Below are 16,935 nucleotides of genomic sequence, written 5' to 3'. Positions count from 1 at the left end.
ACCGCCATACCATAAGGCGCGATTAACCTTAATATTAGGTTAACGCGCACCTTCATCTTGGTGAAAAATACTCAATTCTACCTGTGATATATGCGCTGTCTCAGCGAGTGGGCACAGGCTCGTCGCCGCGATAGTCGTAGAAACCGCGGCCGGTTTTACGGCCAAGCCAGCCTGCCTCGACATATTTGGTCAGGAGCGGGCAGGGACGATATTTGGTATCGGCCAAGCCGTCATGCAGTACGTTCATAATCGCCAGACAGGTGTCCAGTCCGATAAAATCGGCCAGTTCCAGCGGCCCCATTGGATGGTTTGCCCCCAGCTTCATTGACTGGTCAATCGAGCGGACATTGCCGACCCCCTCGTAGAGGGTATAGACCGCCTCGTTGATCATCGGCATCAGGATCCGGTTGACGATGAAGCCCGGAAAATCCTCCGCGGAGGCGGCGGTTTTTCCCAGTGTTTCCACGACCTTGAGGCAGGTGTCGTAGGTTTCTTTATCTGTTGCGATGCCGCGGATCAGTTCGACGAGGCTCATGACCGGGACAGGGTTCATGAAGTGAAAACCCATGAATTTCTCTGGCCGGTCAGTACGGCTGGCGAGGCGGGTAATGGAAATGGATGACGTGTTCGAGGTCAGGATTGTGTCGGGTTTCAAATGTGGCAGCAGATCTTCGAATATCGCCTGCTTGACCGTCTCGCGTTCGGTTGCGGCCTCGATCACCAGATCGGTTTTTCCCAGATCGGTCAGTTTCAGGGTTGTGCCGATACGCTCCAGCGCGCCGTCCATATCTGTCTGGCTGATCTTTTCCCGGCTGACTTGCCGGTCGAGGTTGCGGCGCATAATCTGCATCGCGCTGTCCAGCGCATCCTGACTGACATCTGTCAGCAGGACCTGATACCCGGCCAGCGCCATGACATGCGCGATGCCATTGCCCATCTGCCCCGCACCTACGATACCGATTGTCTGGATGTCCATATGCCTGCCCCATCTGCTGGTTTGCATGCACAATAGGCCCCAGCGACCGGCGCCTGCAAGGGGGGCAGGGGCAGCGGGGAAGCTTAAACTTTACGATGAATTCATCTTTTAGCAATTTCTAAAGGGATTGCGGTGATTCTCATTCCTGGGTGAACTTAATGGTGGGAATTATGGCTTATGAAAAACAGCGGGCGCAGCCTCTTGATTACATGCCGTGTCGGTATGCTGCGTCGAAATTACTGTTTCGCGGACCAAAGCGAAAGCTGGAGGGGCAGTATGCCGTGTTCATCGGCGGCACGGAGACTTACGGTAAATTCATCGACCGTCCCTTTCCAGCGCTGGTTGAGGCGCAGACAGGCATGGCTTGCATCAATCTGGGCTGGCCAAATGCGGGTTTGGATGTGCTGGCGAATGATGAACATATCCGCGCCGCGGCCTCCGGTGCTGCCGTGACGGTGGTTCAGGTGTTGGGCGCGCAAAATCTGTCGAACCGGTATTATTCGGTGCATCCGCGCAGGAACGACCGCTTTGTCGAGGCAACGCCGCTTTTGCGTGCCATGTATGGCGGTGTTGATTTCACCGAATTCCATTTCGTGCGGCATCTTTTGCGGCACCTGAGCGACGTATCGCCTGAAAGATTCGCGGTTCTGCGCGATGAATTACAGGCCGAGTGGGTGTCGCGTATGAAGCTGCTGTTGCAGAAGATCGAGTCTGCCGTGGTGCTGCTGTGGATATCATCGCAGGCGCCGCCGGACCATGCGGATGATCCCGAAATCTCGGCGGATCCGGCTTTTGTCACACGTGCGATGCTTGAGAAAGTGAGCGCGCCGCCGGTCTGCATTGTCGATGCAACGCTGAGCAAAAAGGCGCGTTCGCAGGGCTGTGACGGTATGGTTTATTCCGAGCTTGAGGCCAGCGTTGCCGCCGAATTGCCGGGTGTCGCCGCGCATAGGGAGGTGGCGCGCAATCTGGCGCCGCAGCTGGGCCGATACATGCAGATGTGACGCTGAAATGAAAAAGGCCCGCCGGATAATGGCGGGCCTTCGTCGGTAGATGCAGGACCGGGGATCAGCCCAGCTGCTTGGTCAGTTCGGGGACTGCCTCGAACAGGTCGGCGACCAGGCCATAATCGGCAACCTGAAAAATCGGCGCCTCTTCGTCCTTGTTGATCGCGACGATGATCTTGCTGTCCTTCATACCGGCGAGGTGCTGAATCGCGCCGGAAATGCCGACCGCGACATAAAGCGTGGGGGCAACGACCTTGCCGGTCTGGCCAACCTGCCAGTCATTGGGGGCATAGCCTGAATCGACCGCCGCGCGCGACGCGCCCACAGCCGCGCCCAGCGCATCGGCCAGCGCTTCGATCATGGCAAAGTCATCCTTGCTGCCGACACCGCGACCGCCAGAGACGACAACGCCCGCCGAAGTCAGATCCGGACGGTCAGAGGCCGCAACCTTGTCCTCGACCCATTCGCTCAGATTGGGGTTTTCTGCCGCCGAAATCGTCTCGACCGGGGCCGAGCCGCCATCGGGGGCCGCATCGAAGGTGGAGGTGCGGATGCTGATCACCTTTTTGGCGTCGGTCGATTTGACGGTCTGGATTGCGTTTCCTGCATAGATCGGGCGCTCGAACGTGTCGCCGTCAACGATGCCGGACACGTCCGAGATCACCATCACGTCCAGCAGTGCCGCAACGCGCGGCAGCACGTTTTTCGCGTCCGTCGTGGCAGGCGCAACGATGTGGTCATAATCGCCCGCCAGTGACACGATCAGCGCGGCCGTCGGTTCCGCAAGGCGGTGGCCCAGCGACGCATCCTCGGCCACCAGAACGCGCGTGATGCCGGTGATCTTTGCCGCTGCTTCGCCCGCGGCAGCAGCGGACGCGCCGCAGCACAGTGCGGTGACATCGCCCAGCTTGGCGGCTGCCGTGACAGCCTTTGATGTCGCGTCGACGTTCAGCTCACCATTGGTGACTTCGGCAAGGAGAAGAACAGCCATTATACAGCCCCCGCTTCTTTGAGTTTCGCAACCAGTTCATCGACCGAGCCGACGATTTCGCCCGCCTTGCGCGCCTCTGGTTCCGCTGTGCCGGTGACGGTCAGGCGCGGCGTGACATCGACGCCGTAATCGGCGGCGGTTTTCTCGTCCAGCGGCTTTTTCTTGGCCTTCATGATGTTGGGAAGGGACGCATAGCGCGGCTCGTTCAGGCGCAGATCGACGGTGACGATGCTGGGCATTTTCACCTTGATCGTCTGCAAGCCGCCGTCGACTTCGCGCGTGACCAGCGCATGATCGCCCTCGATATCGAGCGCGGAGGCGAACGTGCCCTGGGACCAGCCCAGCAGCGCCGACAGCATCTGGCCGGTGGCGTTCATGTCGTTGTCGATCGCCTGCTTGCCCGCCAGAACCAGACCGGGCTGCTCTTCGTCCACGATTGCCTTGAGGATCTTGGCAACGGCCAGCGGCTCGATATCGGTGTTCACGTCCTCGGACGCGATCACCAGAATCGCGCGGTCGGCGCCCATCGCCAGCGCGGTGCGCAGCGTTTCCTGCGCCTGTTTGACGCCGATGGAGACGGCGATCACCTCGTCGGCCTTGCCGGCCTCTTTCAGGCGGATCGCCTGTTCAACGGCGATTTCGTCGAACGGGTTCATCGACATTTTGACGTTGGCAAGATCGACACCGCTACCGTCCGCTTTGACGCGAACCTTCACGTTGTAGTCAATCACGCGCTTGACGGGCACGAGCACCTTCATTGGCATAATCTCCTCAGATTGACGAAAAGCCGCGGGCGCGACTCTTCAATAAACGCTTCCTTGGGCGTTGATATAGAAAGGCTCAGGCGGAAAACAGCGTAAAATCGTCGCGTCCTGGTGTGTTGGCGACGCTTGGGAAATGCGCGTCGCCGCCTTGGTCAGCGGTTCGCGCCGGGAACCCACAGAACGTCATCCTTGCCGCCGTTATTCGCCATCCGGCCCGCTACGAAAAACCAGTCGCTGAGGCGGTTGAGGTATTTGATCGCAACCGGGTTGACGGTTTCGATCTGCGCCAGTTCGGTCGCGCCGCGTTCGGCGCGGCGGCAGACGGTGCGGCACAGGTGCAGATGCGCGGCCAGGTCGGTGCCGCCCGGCAGGATGAAGCTGCGCAGCGGCTCCAGCACCTTTGTCATGGCGTCGATTTCCACCTCGAGCCGGTCCACTTGCGCGGATGTGACGCGCAGGGGGGGGTATTCGGCGTCTGCATCCTTTTCCATGTCGGGGCGGCAGAGGTCGGCGCCCACGTCGAACAGATCGTTCTGGATCCGCGCCAGCGCCTCGTCGGTCTCTGCGGTGGCATGCAGGCGCGCCAGCCCCAGCGTGGAATTCAGCTCGTCCACATTGCCGTAGGAGGCAACGCGCGCCGAATGTTTGGCCGCGCGGCTGCCATCGCCAAGCGCGGTTGTGCCGGCATCGCCGGTGCGTGTGTAAATCTTGTTGAGAACGACCATCGTCATTGCCCTCCGAACTGGTTGCGGATTGTCACGAATGCCAGAATGGCCATGACCGCGATGAATTGCGCAATGATGCGCCAGCGCATGAATTTGTTGGATCGCTTGGCATTATCAATGCCGGGTTTGCCAAAGGTGCTGATGCCCATGGCCAGAATGATTGCCACGACAAGGCACGCCCCGGCAGCGAGCAGGAATAGCGGATCGTTCAGCATGCGGATCTCCTGATTGGCTCTGCTGCCGATGTAGCCCTGTTGGCAGGGAAAGCGAAACCATAAAACCGCGCGTGCGGCGCCCCGCCTCAGGCGCGCGACAGGATCCAGTCCAACGCGCGGGCGGGCAGGATGCGCCGCGCAAGGCCCATCGCGTGGGTCGGCGCCGTGACGTAATAGCGCACGCGCGGGCGCCGGGCCTCGATTGCGTGCGCCAGTTTTGCGGTCACCGCAGAGGGCGGCAGCTCGAACCTGTCCGGGCCTTTTTCGGCATAAAGCCGTTTTTGAAGCCCGGCGCGATATTCCTCGGCGCGGGCCGAATTTTGCCAATCGACCCAGCGTTCAAAATGCGGGATGGAATTGTGGCGGATGCGCGATGTCACCGGTCCCGGCTCGATCAGGCAGACATGGATGCCGGTGCCGCGCAGTTCTATCCGCATGGTGTCTGTCAGCCCCTCGACTGCGAATTTCGTCGCGTTGTAGGCGCCGCGCCATGGCAGCGTGACCAGCCCAAGCACCGAGGAACACTGCACAATGCGCCCATGCCCCTGCGCCCGCATCACCGGGATCACGCGCCGGGTCAAATCGTGCCAACCAAACAGATTGGTTTCAAATATCTCGCGCAGGGCGCCGGTCGGCAGATCCTCGACCAGACCCGGACAGGCATAGGCGCCGTTGTTGAACAGCGCGTCCAACCTGCCGCCGGTTGCCTTCAGCACCTCGGCAAGGCCGGTTTTGATGGTGGCGGCGTCGGCGTAGTCAATCAGCGGGCTTTCGAACCCTTCGCTGCGCAGCCGCTCGCAATCGGCAGCTTGGCGGCAGGAGGCGAAAATCCGCCAGCCGCGCGCGGCCAGCCCGTGCGCCGCGTCATATCCTATCCCTGAAGAGCATCCGGTAATCAGGATCGCGCGGCCCGCGCCGTTATTGGTATGTGTCAAATCAGGGAGCCTTAGTTCACGGCAGTGATCAGCCAGTCGGCCATCCATCCGGTCTGTCCGGTCTGCATGTTGCGCAGCTCCAGCCAGTCACCGCGCCGATCCAGCACTTCGACCTGCGTCCCTTGTGTCAGCTGGTCAAGCGCGGCGTAGTCCGTTCCCGGTCCGCTGCGGATGTTGACCCGGCTGCCGATCACGCTGCGAATGTCGGCAGGCTGCTGGGGAACAGCCAGCGCCTGATCGATCGGGGTGCGATTGACGTCCTCGACCAAAGTATCCGCGTTGAAGGCGCCCATCGTCTCCAGCGGGCGCTGCGGGATCGCATCGCCGCCATCCAGGGTGCGGGCCGCTGATGCAAGCGTGATTTCAAAGCCGCCCGTATCCCCCTTGCCAATGCCGGACAGCCCGGCAAATGTCGGCTGGGCACGCTGCGTCTTTGGCATGGGCGCGGCGGCGGTTTTCTCGGATTTAGGCTTTTGAATGGGCGGCAGCTTGGGAGCGTCCGCCTCAGCGATTGCATCGGCAGACTGGTCTGCCGTAGCTGCAACCTTCAAGGGCGGCGCAAAGAATGGCTTGTCGCGCAGCGCAACCTGAAGCGATCCGGGCGCGGGCGCGTAGTCGGCACCGCCGCTGGCCTGATAAAAGGCCGCTGCCAGAAAGCCGAAGCTGATCAAGATAAGACGCCACATCAATGCAATCCCCCATCGCATGTATTCGGTCGAGGCTGGCAGGCCCCGAATACCAAAAAGTTAACACGATTCGCCTGCTCAGATAACGACAAACCGCGACGGCCCTGTGCGACGAACGCTTTACGAGCATCGGCGCCACAGCTATGACGCGAGCCATGAGCGACAAGATCAAAACTCCCGGCGCGCCCGGTGACACCTCTCCCGAGCCTGTGCCAGAAACACTGCGCCGCGCCATTGGCGACCGCTATCTGACATATGCGCTCAGCACCATCATGCACCGTGCCTTGCCGGATGCGCGCGACGGGTTGAAACCTGTCCACCGCCGCATCCTCTATGCAATGCGCGAGCTGCGTCTAAGTTCCACCGGAGGCTTCAGAAAGTCGGCCAAGATCAGCGGCGACGTGATGGGCAACTACCATCCGCACGGCGATGCGGCGATTTATGACGCCATGGCGCGCCTCGCGCAGGATTTCGCGGTCCGCTATCCGCTGGTCGACGGGCAGGGCAATTTCGGCAATATCGACGGTGATAACCCCGCCGCCGCGCGCTATACCGAGGCGCGCATGACAGCGGCGGCCGAGGCGCTTCTTCAGGGGCTGGATGAGAACGCCGTCGATTTTCGGGATAACTACGACGGCACCCTGACCGAACCGGTCGTTCTGCCGGCCAGTTTCCCGAATCTTTTGGCCAACGGGTCCAGCGGTATCGCGGTGGGGATGGCGACCAACATTCCGCCCCACAACATTGCCGAGCTGATCGACGCCTGCCTGCACCTGATCAAGGCGCCCGATGCGCAGGATGACACGCTGCTGAAATACGTGCCGGGTCCGGATTTTCCGACCGGCGGCACCATCGTCGAGCCATCCGAAAGCATCGCGCAAGCCTACCGCACCGGGCGCGGATCGTTCCGCCTGCGCTGCAAATGGGAGGTCGAGGATCTGGGCCGCGGCCAGTGGCAGATCGTCGTCACCGAGATCCCCTATCAGGTGCAGAAATCCCGCCTGATCGAAAAGATCGCCGAGATAATTCAGCTGAAAAAGATCCCGATCCTGGGCGACGTCCGCGATGAAAGCGCCGAGGATATCCGTCTGGTTCTGGAGCCGCGCAGCAAGAACGTCGCGCCCGAGCTTTTGATGAACATGATGTATCGCAACTCGGACCTCGAAGTGCGATTTTCGTTGAATATGAACGTCCTGATCGACGGGGTTACGCCAAAAGTCTGCTCGATGAAGGAGGTGCTGCGCGCCTTCCTCGATTTCCGCCGCGACGTATTGCAGCGCCGCACCGTCTACCGGATGGAGAAGATCGACCACCGGCTGGAGATCCTCGAAGGGCTGATTGTCGCCTTCCTGAACCTTGACCGCGTGATCGACATCATCCGCTATGACGATGCGCCCAAAGCCGCGCTGATGCGCGAGGATTGGGGCCGCGATTTTGTCCGCGCCACGGACGAGTCGGACTATGTGCCCCCCGCCGAGGGGGGTGCGGACGGGCTGACCGATCTTCAGGCCGAATCCATCCTGAACATGCGCCTGCGCAGCCTGCGCCGCCTCGAAGAGATCGAGCTTCTGAAAGAGCAAAGCGCCCTGATGGAGGAACGTGCCGCGCTGGAGGACCTGCTGGAACACCCCGAGCTTCAGTGGAATTCGGTGGCTGACCAGCTGCGCGACGTCAAGAAGCTGTTCGGCAAAAACTCTGCCGGCGGCGCCCGCCGCACGCAGTTTGCCGTCGCGGGCGAGGTCGAGGAGGTGCCGCTGGAGGCGATGATCGACCGCGAGCCGATCACGGTGGTGTGCAGTCAGATGGGCTGGATCCGCGCGATGACCGGGCATATCGACCTGACGCGCGAGTTGAAATTCAAGGACGGTGATGGGCCGCGTTTCCTGTTTCACGCCGAAACCACCGACCGGCTGTTGGTCTATGCCAGCAATGGACGGTTCTACACGATCCCGGCGTCAAACCTGCCCGGCGGGCGCGGCATGGGCGAGCCGCTACGCCTGATGGTCGACCTGCCGAACGAGGCCGAGATCGTCGATATCCTGATCCACCAGCCGGGCCGCAAGCTGTTGCTTGCCTCCAGCGCCGGTGACGGGTTCGTGGTGCCCGAGGATGATGTTCTGGCCCAGACACGCGGCGGCAAGCAGGTTCTGAACGTGCGCAGCCCGGCCCGCGCCATCGTCTGTCGCCCTGTTGCGGGCGATCACGTCGCCGTCGTCGGGGAAAACCGCAAGGTGTTGGTTTTTGCCCTGTCCGAGCTACCCGAAATGGGGAGAGGTAAGGGCGTGAGGTTGCAAAAGTACAAGGATGGCGGGCTGAGCGATGCGACCACGTTCCATCTGTCCGCCGGTTTGACATGGCTGGACCCGGCGGGGCGCACCCGGACCGAAACGCAGCTGGACGACTGGATAGGCAAGCGTGCGGGATCAGGCCGGATGGCGCCGCGCGGCTTCCCGCGGGATAACAAATTCACCGGCTGACACCGTATGTGACCGGTGCTGTGCAGGCTGCGCCTGTCGCCGTGAAACCCTGCCTCCGCCAGAGGCTGTCCTGCACGAAAAAGGGCGGCAGATGCCGCCCTGAATGCTGTGCATGGTTGCTGGATTACTCCAGCGTGTTGCCCTGCTTGATCATGCCGGTGCCGGCGCTTTCGCCGTTCTGGAACCACTCCAGCTGATTGCCGTCGATCTGTGCCTCGTAGCAGCCGAAATCGGTGCCGGGGTAGCAAACGCCGTCGTCGGTGATCTCATACTTTCCGCCGCCGGATGCGTCCTCGTAGGTGCCGTCCTCGGCGAAATAGCTGGCATAGCCGCCGCCGCCCATGTCGCCGGTGAAGGTATTGCCAACGAGCGCCGCGCGCAGTTCCTCCGCGCTGGAGGCGGCCATGGCGTCGGTTGCAAACGTGCCAAGAGCAAGGGCCGCGGCCAAAGCGGCGCGGGTGGCGATTCGGATGGTCATGTGCGGTATCTCCGTTGTTGGTTGAGCTTCACTAGATAGGGCGAGAGGCCGGTTATCAATGGTGTTGGCGGCGCGCCTGATGACCCCTGCGCGCCTTTCCGCTGGAGGCTGGCAGCAGCACCTACAGCGGCTCTGCCGTCAGCCAAACGCCGCCTTCGGGGCGCAGTGTCAGGATCATCACAGGGTCCGGGTCGCGGCCGGCGACAGGGGAAAACCGGAACCTGCCCAGCAATGTGGCCAGAATGATGACCACCTCCTGCAACGCAAAACTGGCGCCGATACAGATGCGCGGCCCGTCGCCAAAGGGCAGGTAGGCATAGCGCTGCACATCCTTGCGGTTCTCGAACCGCTCGGGGCGAAACGCGTCGGGATCCTGCCACAACTGATGATGGCGATGCAGGGCATAGATCGGAACGATGACCGTATCGCCCTTGCGGATATGCCGGCCGCACAGCGTGTCATCCGCCGCGGCGCTGCGCGACACCATGGCAGCGGGCGGATACAGGCGCAGCGCCTCATCCGCGATCTGGCGGATATAGGGCAGGCGGGCCACATCATCGCCGGTGGCAGGCCGATCCCCGCAAACGGCGCGGATTTCGGCGCGTGCCTTGTCCTGCACGCGCGGATCAAACGCGCACAGATAGAGAGACCATGCCAGCGTCAGCGCCGTCGTCTCGTGCCCGGCCACGATAAATGTCAGCAGGTTATCGCGCAGCTCGGCAGTATTCATCCGGCGCTTTGTCTCGGGATCCTCGCCCTCCAGCAGCAGATCCAGCAGGTCTGGCACACCCTGCGGGCCGCGCTGGCGGCGCGCCTCCACCGCGTCGTCGGCAATGGATTTCATCTGCTTCATCGCCGCGCCCGACACCATGCGTCCGGGGCGCGGCACCCAGTCAGGCAGGCCCAGAATATCGAAAAGCGAGATTTTGCCCGCCTCGGCGATATAGGCATCAATGGCGCCGTGTACGGCGTCCGAATCAAAGCTGCCATCGCCGGAAAACGTCACTTCGCCGATGACGTCAAAGGTGGTGCGCACCATATCCTCGGCCACGTCCACGGCGCGCGGGCCTGCGGCGGCGATCCGCTCGGCGCTGCGCGTCGCGGCGGCGGTCATGATCGGTGCAAGGTTCAGCACGTTGCGGTGGGAAAACACCGGCGCCGCCGCGCGCCGCTGCCAGCGCCAATGCGCGCCTTCAGCGATGAACATGCTGTCACCTATGGCGGGACGCAGCAGGTTTTTCGTAACCAGCGATTTTGGATAATTGCTCTCGTTCTCCAACAGGACACGGCGCAGCGCGCCGGGGTCCATCACCATATGCCAGCGTTTGCCGGTGCGCCCCGATACCATCGGCTGGCGCGTGGCAATATCGGGAATGATGCTCAGCACGTTGCGGCGGGCGGCATTGAGGCTGGCGAAAATGCCCATCGGCTGCGTGACCAGCGGAACGCGGACGGGCAGTCTGGGTGTCTGGGATGTATCTGTCGTCATGATCCATCATATAGGCGCGGCGATACCGCCCGGCAAATCACCGCGCCTGCAATTCGTTGCGAAAACGGCGCGGGTGCGCTATCGCGGCGAGGCTTGCACATCTGTTTTCGCCTGCCAAGGATCTGCCCATGTATCGCCTTTTTGCCGTTGCTGCCCTGCTGATAGGTCTTGCCGCCTGCACCAACCCCAACGATCTGGACGAGGGGCCGGCACCCCTGGGGGATTTCAAGCTGGCCCATAATATCGTGGTGACGCCAAACATCACCAAAGGCCCCGCATCGCGCGATGCGTCGGACGCCGAGTGGGTTGCCGCAATGACCAAGGCCATTGACGAGCGGTTCAGCCGTTACGACGGCGACAAGCTTTATCATATTGGCGTGTCTATCGAGGGCTATGTTCTGGCGGTGCCGGGCGTGCCGGTGGTGGCCTCGCCCAAATCGGCGCTGATCGTCAAGGTCACGCTGTGGGATGATGCGGCCGGCAAGAAGCTGAATGAAAAGCCCGAGCAGATCACCGTCATCGAATCCTTTTCCGGGGAAACCTGGGTTGGCTCGGGGCTGACGCAATCGAAAGAAGAGCAGATGACCAATCTGGCGCGCAACGCGGCAAAGCTGATCCAGAACTGGATGATGCGCGAAAAACATCAAAAGGACTGGTTCGGCGGGACAGCGGCGGACCGGGCCGCTGCACCCAAGGCAGCAAAGCCCGCCGCTGCGCCTGCTGCGGCCCCGGCGAAATCCGCGCCGACAAAAAGCTGATCGTGCGATTTTCTGTGCGATTGATGGCTTGATTCCCGCCCCAAGGTCGCGTAATCGGTCGCACATTGCAGGGGTATAGCTCAGCTGGTAGAGCGACGGTCTCCAAAACCGTAGGTCCCGGGTTCGAACCCTGGTGCCCCTGCCATTTTCCAGATAGGAATGTGTATTCAAGCGGTCGGCCGTAGGCGCGGCGATTGCGTTTGCGCCGCTCGGGATCGCGCCCGCTGGTGCTTGGCCTCTTGAATTCCGCGCGCCTGCCGGGTATGTGCGCCCTCAATGGTGCTGCGCCGCGCAGGACCACCTAAACAGTAAAGAAGGCAGCGCATGGCACGCACCAATCCGCTTCAGTTCGTTCAGCAGGTCCGCTCGGAAGTCTCCAAGGTCGTCTGGCCGACCCGCCGCGAAGTGCTGCTGACCACCGTCATGGTGTTCATCATGGCCGCGCTGACAGCGGCTTTCTTTGCGCTGGTGGACTTGGGTATTCGCAGCGGCCTTCAGGCGGTTCTGAACATTTTCGGCTGATTGCGCGAAGGTGGGGCCGCGTTTGTGGATGCAGCCCCTTGAAACCGGGCGCGATGACGGGTAACTGCTGCACAATTCTGCAATATGGCGCGCGGCGAATCGAGCTTCGCGCCGATTTTGTTTAACGGATGTTCGGCACGTCGCTGCGCGATGCAGACGGTGCAGGACAGGAAATTTCGGCCAATATGGCCGTGTGATACGAGGGAATAGCTCAGCATGGCAAAGCGGTGGTACTCGGTGAGCGTTCTTTCGAACTTCGAAAAGAAGATCGCCGAGCAGATCAGAACCTCGATCGTTGAAAACGGCCTTGAGGATGACATCGACGAGGTGCTGGTTCCGACCGAGGAAGTGATCGAAGTGCGCCGTGGCAAGAAGGTCACCGCCGAGCGCCGCTTCATGCCCGGTTATGTGCTGGTGCGGATGGAAATGTCCGACAAGGGCTATCACATGATCAACTCGATCAACCGCGTCACCGGTTTTCTGGGGCCGCAGGGGCGCCCGATGCCGATGCGCGATTCCGAAGTGCAGGCCATCCTCGGCCGCGTTCAGGAAGGCGAGGACAGCCCGCGCACCCTGATCCATTTCGAGATCGGCGAGAAGGTCAAGGTCAACGATGGCCCGTTCGAGGGCTTCGACGGATCGGTCGAGAATGTCGACGAGGAGCATCAGCGCCTCAAGGTGTCGGTGTCGATCTTTGGCCGGGAAACCCCGGTCGAACTGGAATTCACGCAAGTCTCCAAGCAATAGGGGCTGCGCGATGCCGCCCGGATCTATCCGGGCATCCTGTGGGAGGTGAGGGGGCCGCGGCACCCAAGCCCGGACCACGCAACTGAGTTGGCTGCGGGGCGCGCCCCAAAGCCTGTTGAATTGGAAGGAGAGGCCTCATGGCCAAGAAACTCGCCGGGAAGATGAAGCTGCAGGTGAAAGCCGGGCAAGCCAACCCCAGCCCGCCCGTCGGCCCCGCACTGGGTCAGCGCGGCATCAACATCATGGAATTCTGCAAGGCGTTCAACGCCAAGACGCAGGATCTGGAGCCGGGCGCACCGTGCCCGACCGTGATCACCTATTACCAGGACAAATCCTTTGAGATGGAAATCAAGACGCCTCCGGCGGCTTATTACCTCAAGAAGGCCGCCAAGCTGAAGTCGGGCGGCAAGACGCCGGGCCGCGACACGGCGGGGTCCGTGACGGTCAAGCAGGTCCGCGAGATCGCCGAAGCCAAGTGGAAAGACCTGAACGCAAACGACGTCGAGTCCGCGATGAAGATCATCGTCGGAAGCGCACGCTCCATGGGCATCGAGGTGAAGTAAGATGGCAAAACTTGGAAAACGCGCACGCGCAGCCCGCGAAGCCTTTGAGGGCAAGTCCGATCTGACGGTCGAGGACGCCGTTGCACTGGTCAAGGGCAACGCCAATGCGAAATTCGATGAAACCATCGAAATCGCCGTCAATCTGGGTGTTGACCCGCGCCACGCCGACCAGATGGTGCGCGGTGTTGTCGGCCTGCCCAACGGCACCGGCAAGGACGTCCGCGTCGCTGTCTTTGCCCGCGGCGCCAAGGCCGAAGAAGCGCAGGCCGCAGGTGCGGACATCGTCGGCGCCGAGGATCTGATGGAAACCGTGCAGGGCGGCAAGATCGATTTTGACCGCTGCATCGCCACGCCTGACATGATGCCCGTCGTGGGCCGTCTGGGCAAGGTGCTGGGCCCGCGCAACCTGATGCCGAACCCGAAAATCGGGACGGTGACGATGGATGTGGCGCAGGCTGTCAAGGACGCCAAGGGCGGCCAGGTACAGTTCAAGGCCGAGAAGGCCGGCGTGGTTCATGCCGGTGTTGGCAAGGCATCCTTCGATCAGGCCAAACTGGTTGAAAACGTGCGCGCCTTCATCAGCGCCGTGCAAAAGGCCCGCCCGAGCGGCGCCAAGGGTGCGTATATGAAGCGTATCTCGCTGACCTCCACCATGGGTCCGGGCGTGACAATCGACGTGGCGGATGCCGCGGTCGAGTGATCGCGAAATAGTACCAAGCGACGTTTTGAACAGGCTCCGCTGACGCGGGGCCTGTTTCCTTTATACGTCACAGCGTTTGCAATTCGGCGTGCGGTCCGGCAAATCTTGCGTTCCCGGCCAGATTGCATAGCATCTGATCGCACCCGCAGCCATAGATTGCAAAACGGAGCAACATTCATGCGATCAGATCCAGCGCAAGACACCGCGCAAGAGGCCAAGATCAAGGCGATTCATGACATCGCGTCCGCTGAACTGGCACAGCGCAGCGAGAATTTCGATGTGTTCAGCCACACGAATGCGTTGGACGCCGTCGCGCAGTCGCCGCGCGGGCTGATCGAGCTTGAAGCCCGCATCATGCTGCAACTGGCCGGACGCATCCGCCCCGCCCGGACCCGGATCTTTCTGAATACGCTCCGGAAATTGCGCGTGGAAGAGGGCAATCCCGAGGCCTTTGATGCGTTTGAAGCCTTGCTCAAGGAGCGCCTCGGAACGCAGATCATTGTGGGTCATGATTTCGGCGTAGCTGGTTTTGCCGCACAGGATCATCAGCCCATCTGGGTGCAGACGCGCGATCTGATCGCGCGTCTTTCCGGGCATGTTTCCGGTGTTTTTCTGAATTCGGGTACGTTGCTGGGTGTGGTTCGGGATGGCAAGTTGATTGATCATGATGACGATATAGATCTGGCCGTGCTGATCGAGGCGAAAGACGAGCGTGATGCCGGACGCAAATGGGCCCAGATGCGCGCGTCGCTTGTATCGCTTGCCGGCGGCGAGGATCTGTCATCGCCCCGTGCGCCGCAAATAACGCTTGGACTGCCCGGCGGACTGAAGGTGGACCTGTTTCCGGCGTGGGTATCCGGCGCCGGGGCTTATGTATATCCGCATACCTACGGCGAATTGGAAGAAGGCGATGTGCTGCCGCTCGCAACCTGCGATGTGACAGGATTGCCCATTCCCGCCCGGCCCGAGAAAATGCTGGCGGTGAATTATGGCGCGGACTGAACATCACCCGACCCTTATTTCGTTTTTCCCTGGAAGCCGCAAAAGCGCAAGTTCGGCCGCTTTTTGCGCAAATGCGCTGTGGAGGTCTGAGATGGCGCAAAGGCCCGCCGCGACAGTCCTGACCTACGGCACGTTCGATTTGTTCCATGCCGGGCATGTCCGGCTGTTGGCGCGTCTGGCCCAGATGGGCGACCGCCTGATCGTTGGCTGCTCGACCGACGAGTTCAACGCCGAAAAGGGCAAATTGTGCGTCACGCCCTATGAGGGGCGGGCTGAGATCCTTCGGGCATGTCGCTATGTCGATCTGGTGATTCCCGAGGAAAGCTGGGACCAAAAGCGCCGCGATATTCGCACATATAATGCCGATATCTTTGCGATGGGCAGCGACTGGACCGATCGCTTCAATGATCTGAGGGATGTATGTGAGATGGTTTACCTGCCGCGTACGGATAATATTTCCACGACGGAACTGAAGAGCCGGGTGCTTGCGCGGGCCGACGCGGCGAAATGACCCGCTCCTTTTCGGCTGGGCCGCGGCGGTCGTTCCACATTCCGGTGCCGCAGGGGTTGGCAAGACGCGCAGAAACCTCTATGGGCAGCAGGGTGCAGGTGGCATGAGATTCGCATCTTATGTCTTTTGTACGTTTCGTCCAAGAAGGTGGGTGGGCCTTGGCCCTTAATAGCCTGCCTGAGGCGGGAGTGACTGGATCAGACAGACCGCGCGTCTGGATGGGTCGACGATGCCCCGTTTTACAGGACCAAATGCCGGGCAAACTTGTCCGGCTGAACTGAGCCGGGGGAATTTTCCCCCGAATATTGGAGTGAAACTGTGGATAGAGCCCAGAAAGAGAAAGTGGTCGAGGAACTCGGCCAGATCTTCGAAAGCTCTGGCGTCGTAGTGGTTGCCCATTACGCCGGACTGACAGTTGCGGAAATGCAGGATCTGAGGGCGCGCGCACGCGCGGCCGAGGCATCCGTGCGCGTTGCCAAGAACAAGCTCGCCAAGATCGCCCTCGACGGCAAGCCCTGCGCATCCATTGCAGGCTACCTGACGGGCATGACCGTTCTGACCTATTCCGAGGATCCCGTGGCAGCAGCCAAGGTAGCCGAGGGTTTTGCCAAGGATAACAAGAAGTTTGAGATCCTCGGCGGCGCAATGGGTGAGAACGCTCTGAACCGTGCCGGCGTCGAAGCCGTGTCGAAGATGCCCTCGCGCGACGAGCTTATCGCTCAGATCGCAAGCTGCATCGGCGCACCCGCTTCGAACATTGCCGGTGCGATTGGCGCGCCTGCTTCGAACATCGCGAGCATTCTCTCGACCATCGAGGAAAAGGCCGAAGCGGCCTGACGCAACTGGAATTTCCGGCAAGGGCATGATGCCCTGTCGTTGGAACACATCTAAAACGGAAAGCATGGAAAAATGGCTGATCTGAAAAAACTGGCAGAAGAGATCGTTGGTCTGACGCTGCTTGAAGCACAAGAATTGAAAACCATCCTGAAGGATGAGTACGGCATTGAGCCCGCAGCAGGCGGCGCAGTGATGATGGCCGGCCCCGCAGAGGGCGGCGAAGCGGCTGAAGAGCAGACCGAATTCGACGTCATCCTGAAGTCGGCCGGCGCCTCCAAGATCAACGTGATCAAGGAAGTCCGCGCAATCACCGGTCTGGGCCTGAAAGAAGCCAAGGACCTGGTCGAAGCCGGTGGCAAGGCCGTCAAGGAGCAGGTCTCCAAGGACGAAGCAGACGACATCAAGGCCAAGCTGGAAGCAGCTGGCGCCGAAGTCGAGCTGAAGTAATTGATGGGGATCGGGCCGGGGCATATCGCCCCGCCTTACCCCGCCTGATGTGGCTGGATCCGGAATTTCCGGGTCCAGCCGAACCTGTCTTGGACAGGCCCTCAT

The 16,935-nt window shown here is 61.3% G+C and carries 20 protein-coding genes and 1 tRNA gene; 12 read left to right on the top strand and 9 right to left on the bottom strand.

Features of this window, described 5'->3' with window-relative positions; all coding sequences use genetic code 11:
* Positions 1–100: 100 nt before the first annotated feature.
* Entirely contained in the window at positions 101–976 is an 876-nt protein-coding gene (locus DQ230_RS01050) for a 3-hydroxybutyryl-CoA dehydrogenase (protein WP_113910633.1), read from the bottom strand.
* 170 nt (positions 977–1,146) lie between these two features.
* Here DQ230_RS01050 and DQ230_RS01045 point away from each other — a divergent pair, with 170 nt between their 5' ends.
* On the top strand, positions 1,147–1,980 hold the full coding sequence (locus DQ230_RS01045; RefSeq protein ID WP_113910722.1) for a DUF6473 family protein: 834 nt from the start codon (positions 1,147–1,149) through the stop codon (positions 1,978–1,980).
* 64 nt (positions 1,981–2,044) lie between these two features.
* Here DQ230_RS01045 and DQ230_RS01040 read toward each other — a convergent pair whose 3' ends face one another.
* From DQ230_RS01040 to DQ230_RS01015, 6 genes are all read right to left on the bottom strand, one after another.
* Positions 2,045–2,974: an electron transfer flavoprotein subunit alpha/FixB family protein gene (locus DQ230_RS01040; protein WP_113910632.1), complete on the bottom strand. Its 930-nt coding sequence runs from the start codon at positions 2,972–2,974 to the stop codon at positions 2,045–2,047.
* Positions 2,974–3,732: an electron transfer flavoprotein subunit beta/FixA family protein gene (locus tag DQ230_RS01035; protein WP_113910631.1), complete on the bottom strand. Its 759-nt coding sequence runs from the start codon at positions 3,730–3,732 to the stop codon at positions 2,974–2,976. The genes DQ230_RS01040 and DQ230_RS01035 overlap by 1 nt, the downstream gene beginning before the upstream one ends.
* Before the next feature lie 158 nt (positions 3,733–3,890).
* A complete protein-coding gene (locus tag DQ230_RS01030) occupies positions 3,891–4,463 on the bottom strand; it encodes a cob(I)yrinic acid a,c-diamide adenosyltransferase (RefSeq protein ID WP_113910630.1) in 573 nt (190 codons plus the stop codon).
* A 2-nt stretch (positions 4,464–4,465) separates the two neighbouring features.
* A complete protein-coding gene (locus DQ230_RS01025; protein ID WP_113910629.1) occupies positions 4,466–4,678 on the bottom strand; it encodes a twin transmembrane helix small protein in 213 nt (70 codons plus the stop codon).
* A gap of 86 nt (positions 4,679–4,764) precedes the next feature.
* Complete coding sequence (locus DQ230_RS01020; protein WP_238987381.1) at positions 4,765–5,613, bottom strand: SDR family oxidoreductase; 849 nt, start codon at positions 5,611–5,613, stop codon at positions 4,765–4,767.
* A gap of 11 nt (positions 5,614–5,624) precedes the next feature.
* Positions 5,625–6,299: an SH3 domain-containing protein gene (locus DQ230_RS01015; protein WP_162497330.1), complete on the bottom strand. Its 675-nt coding sequence runs from the start codon at positions 6,297–6,299 to the stop codon at positions 5,625–5,627.
* A 155-nt stretch (positions 6,300–6,454) separates the two neighbouring features.
* On the opposite strand from DQ230_RS01015, the gene DQ230_RS01010 reads away from it, so the two are divergent.
* Positions 6,455–8,776 (top strand): DNA topoisomerase IV subunit A, encoded by a 2,322-nt coding sequence (locus tag DQ230_RS01010; RefSeq protein WP_113910626.1) that lies wholly within the window; start codon positions 6,455–6,457, stop codon positions 8,774–8,776.
* Positions 8,777–8,900: 124 nt separating this feature from the next.
* Here the strand turns inward: DQ230_RS01010 and DQ230_RS01005 are convergent, their stop codons facing one another.
* Positions 8,901–9,254 carry a hypothetical protein gene (locus DQ230_RS01005; RefSeq protein ID WP_113910625.1) on the bottom strand — a complete coding sequence of 118 codons (354 nt, stop codon included), beginning with the start codon at positions 9,252–9,254 and terminating at the stop codon, positions 8,901–8,903.
* Between the two features lie 121 nt (positions 9,255–9,375).
* Entirely contained in the window at positions 9,376–10,743 is a 1,368-nt protein-coding gene (locus tag DQ230_RS01000) for a cytochrome P450 (protein ID WP_113910624.1), read from the bottom strand.
* 128 nt (positions 10,744–10,871) lie between these two features.
* Here DQ230_RS01000 and DQ230_RS00995 point away from each other — a divergent pair, with 128 nt between their 5' ends.
* The 10 genes from DQ230_RS00995 (at position 10,872) to rplL (ending at position 16,830) form a co-directional block, all read left to right on the top strand.
* Positions 10,872–11,501, top strand: coding sequence for a hypothetical protein (locus DQ230_RS00995; RefSeq protein ID WP_113910623.1), 630 nt, complete (start codon positions 10,872–10,874; stop codon positions 11,499–11,501).
* A gap of 69 nt (positions 11,502–11,570) precedes the next feature.
* Positions 11,571–11,646 (top strand) — tRNA-Trp (locus tag DQ230_RS00990).
* Positions 11,647–11,825: 179 nt separating this feature from the next.
* Entirely contained in the window at positions 11,826–12,023 is a 198-nt protein-coding gene (gene secE, locus DQ230_RS00985; RefSeq protein ID WP_113910622.1) for a preprotein translocase subunit SecE, read from the top strand.
* Positions 12,024–12,239: 216 nt separating this feature from the next.
* Positions 12,240–12,770, top strand: coding sequence for a transcription termination/antitermination protein NusG (gene nusG / locus DQ230_RS00980; protein ID WP_113910621.1), 531 nt, complete (start codon positions 12,240–12,242; stop codon positions 12,768–12,770).
* Between the two features lie 137 nt (positions 12,771–12,907).
* Positions 12,908–13,333: a 50S ribosomal protein L11 gene (gene rplK / locus DQ230_RS00975; RefSeq protein WP_113910620.1), complete on the top strand. Its 426-nt coding sequence runs from the start codon at positions 12,908–12,910 to the stop codon at positions 13,331–13,333.
* Between the two features lies 1 nt (position 13,334).
* Positions 13,335–14,033, top strand: a complete 699-nt coding sequence (gene rplA, locus DQ230_RS00970; RefSeq protein ID WP_113910619.1) for a 50S ribosomal protein L1 — start codon at positions 13,335–13,337, stop codon at positions 14,031–14,033.
* Positions 14,034–14,210: 177 nt separating this feature from the next.
* Positions 14,211–15,035, top strand: a complete 825-nt coding sequence (locus DQ230_RS00965; protein WP_113910618.1) for a LicD family protein — start codon at positions 14,211–14,213, stop codon at positions 15,033–15,035.
* Positions 15,036–15,126: 91 nt separating this feature from the next.
* Entirely contained in the window at positions 15,127–15,546 is a 420-nt protein-coding gene (locus DQ230_RS00960; RefSeq protein ID WP_113910617.1) for an adenylyltransferase/cytidyltransferase family protein, read from the top strand.
* Positions 15,547–15,864: 318 nt separating this feature from the next.
* Positions 15,865–16,383, top strand: a complete 519-nt coding sequence (gene rplJ / locus DQ230_RS00955; RefSeq protein WP_113910616.1) for a 50S ribosomal protein L10 — start codon at positions 15,865–15,867, stop codon at positions 16,381–16,383.
* 72 nt (positions 16,384–16,455) lie between these two features.
* On the top strand, positions 16,456–16,830 hold the full coding sequence (gene rplL / locus DQ230_RS00950) for a 50S ribosomal protein L7/L12 (protein ID WP_113910615.1): 375 nt from the start codon (positions 16,456–16,458) through the stop codon (positions 16,828–16,830).
* The last annotated feature ends 105 nt before the right edge of the window (positions 16,831–16,935 follow it).

The sequence above is a fragment of the Roseovarius dicentrarchi genome (assembly GCF_003316635.1).
Lineage (GTDB): Bacteria > Pseudomonadota > Alphaproteobacteria > Rhodobacterales > Rhodobacteraceae > Roseovarius > Roseovarius dicentrarchi.
This window is presented reverse-complemented; position numbering and strand designations above follow the sequence as displayed.

Excerpts from the sequence above, each read along its gene's own strand:
- DQ230_RS01050 (WP_113910633.1), bottom strand. The coding sequence starts at position 976 with ATGGACATCCAGACAATCGGTATCGTAGGTGCGGGGCAGATGGGCAAT.
- DQ230_RS01045 (WP_113910722.1), top strand. The coding sequence starts at position 1,147 with ATGGCTTATGAAAAACAGCGGGCGCAGCCTCTTGATTACATGCCGTGT.
- DQ230_RS01040 (WP_113910632.1), bottom strand. The coding sequence starts at position 2,974 with ATGGCTGTTCTTCTCCTTGCCGAAGTCACCAATGGTGAGCTGAACGTC.
- DQ230_RS01035 (WP_113910631.1), bottom strand. The coding sequence starts at position 3,732 with ATGAAGGTGCTCGTGCCCGTCAAGCGCGTGATTGACTACAACGTGAAG.
- DQ230_RS01030 (WP_113910630.1), bottom strand. The coding sequence starts at position 4,463 with ATGGTCGTTCTCAACAAGATTTACACACGCACCGGCGATGCCGGCACA.
- DQ230_RS01025 (WP_113910629.1), bottom strand. The coding sequence starts at position 4,678 with ATGCTGAACGATCCGCTATTCCTGCTCGCTGCCGGGGCGTGCCTTGTC.
- DQ230_RS01015 (WP_162497330.1), bottom strand. The coding sequence starts at position 6,299 with ATGTGGCGTCTTATCTTGATCAGCTTCGGCTTTCTGGCAGCGGCCTTT.
- DQ230_RS01010 (WP_113910626.1), top strand. The coding sequence starts at position 6,455 with ATGAGCGACAAGATCAAAACTCCCGGCGCGCCCGGTGACACCTCTCCC.
- DQ230_RS01005 (WP_113910625.1), bottom strand. The coding sequence starts at position 9,254 with ATGACCATCCGAATCGCCACCCGCGCCGCTTTGGCCGCGGCCCTTGCT.
- DQ230_RS01000 (WP_113910624.1), bottom strand. The coding sequence starts at position 10,743 with ATGACGACAGATACATCCCAGACACCCAGACTGCCCGTCCGCGTTCCG.
- DQ230_RS00995 (WP_113910623.1), top strand. The coding sequence starts at position 10,872 with ATGTATCGCCTTTTTGCCGTTGCTGCCCTGCTGATAGGTCTTGCCGCC.
- secE (WP_113910622.1), top strand. The coding sequence starts at position 11,826 with ATGGCACGCACCAATCCGCTTCAGTTCGTTCAGCAGGTCCGCTCGGAA.
- nusG (WP_113910621.1), top strand. The coding sequence starts at position 12,240 with ATGGCAAAGCGGTGGTACTCGGTGAGCGTTCTTTCGAACTTCGAAAAG.
- rplK (WP_113910620.1), top strand. The coding sequence starts at position 12,908 with ATGGCCAAGAAACTCGCCGGGAAGATGAAGCTGCAGGTGAAAGCCGGG.
- rplA (WP_113910619.1), top strand. The coding sequence starts at position 13,335 with ATGGCAAAACTTGGAAAACGCGCACGCGCAGCCCGCGAAGCCTTTGAG.
- DQ230_RS00965 (WP_113910618.1), top strand. The coding sequence starts at position 14,211 with ATGCGATCAGATCCAGCGCAAGACACCGCGCAAGAGGCCAAGATCAAG.
- DQ230_RS00960 (WP_113910617.1), top strand. The coding sequence starts at position 15,127 with ATGGCGCAAAGGCCCGCCGCGACAGTCCTGACCTACGGCACGTTCGAT.
- rplL (WP_113910615.1), top strand. The coding sequence starts at position 16,456 with ATGGCTGATCTGAAAAAACTGGCAGAAGAGATCGTTGGTCTGACGCTG.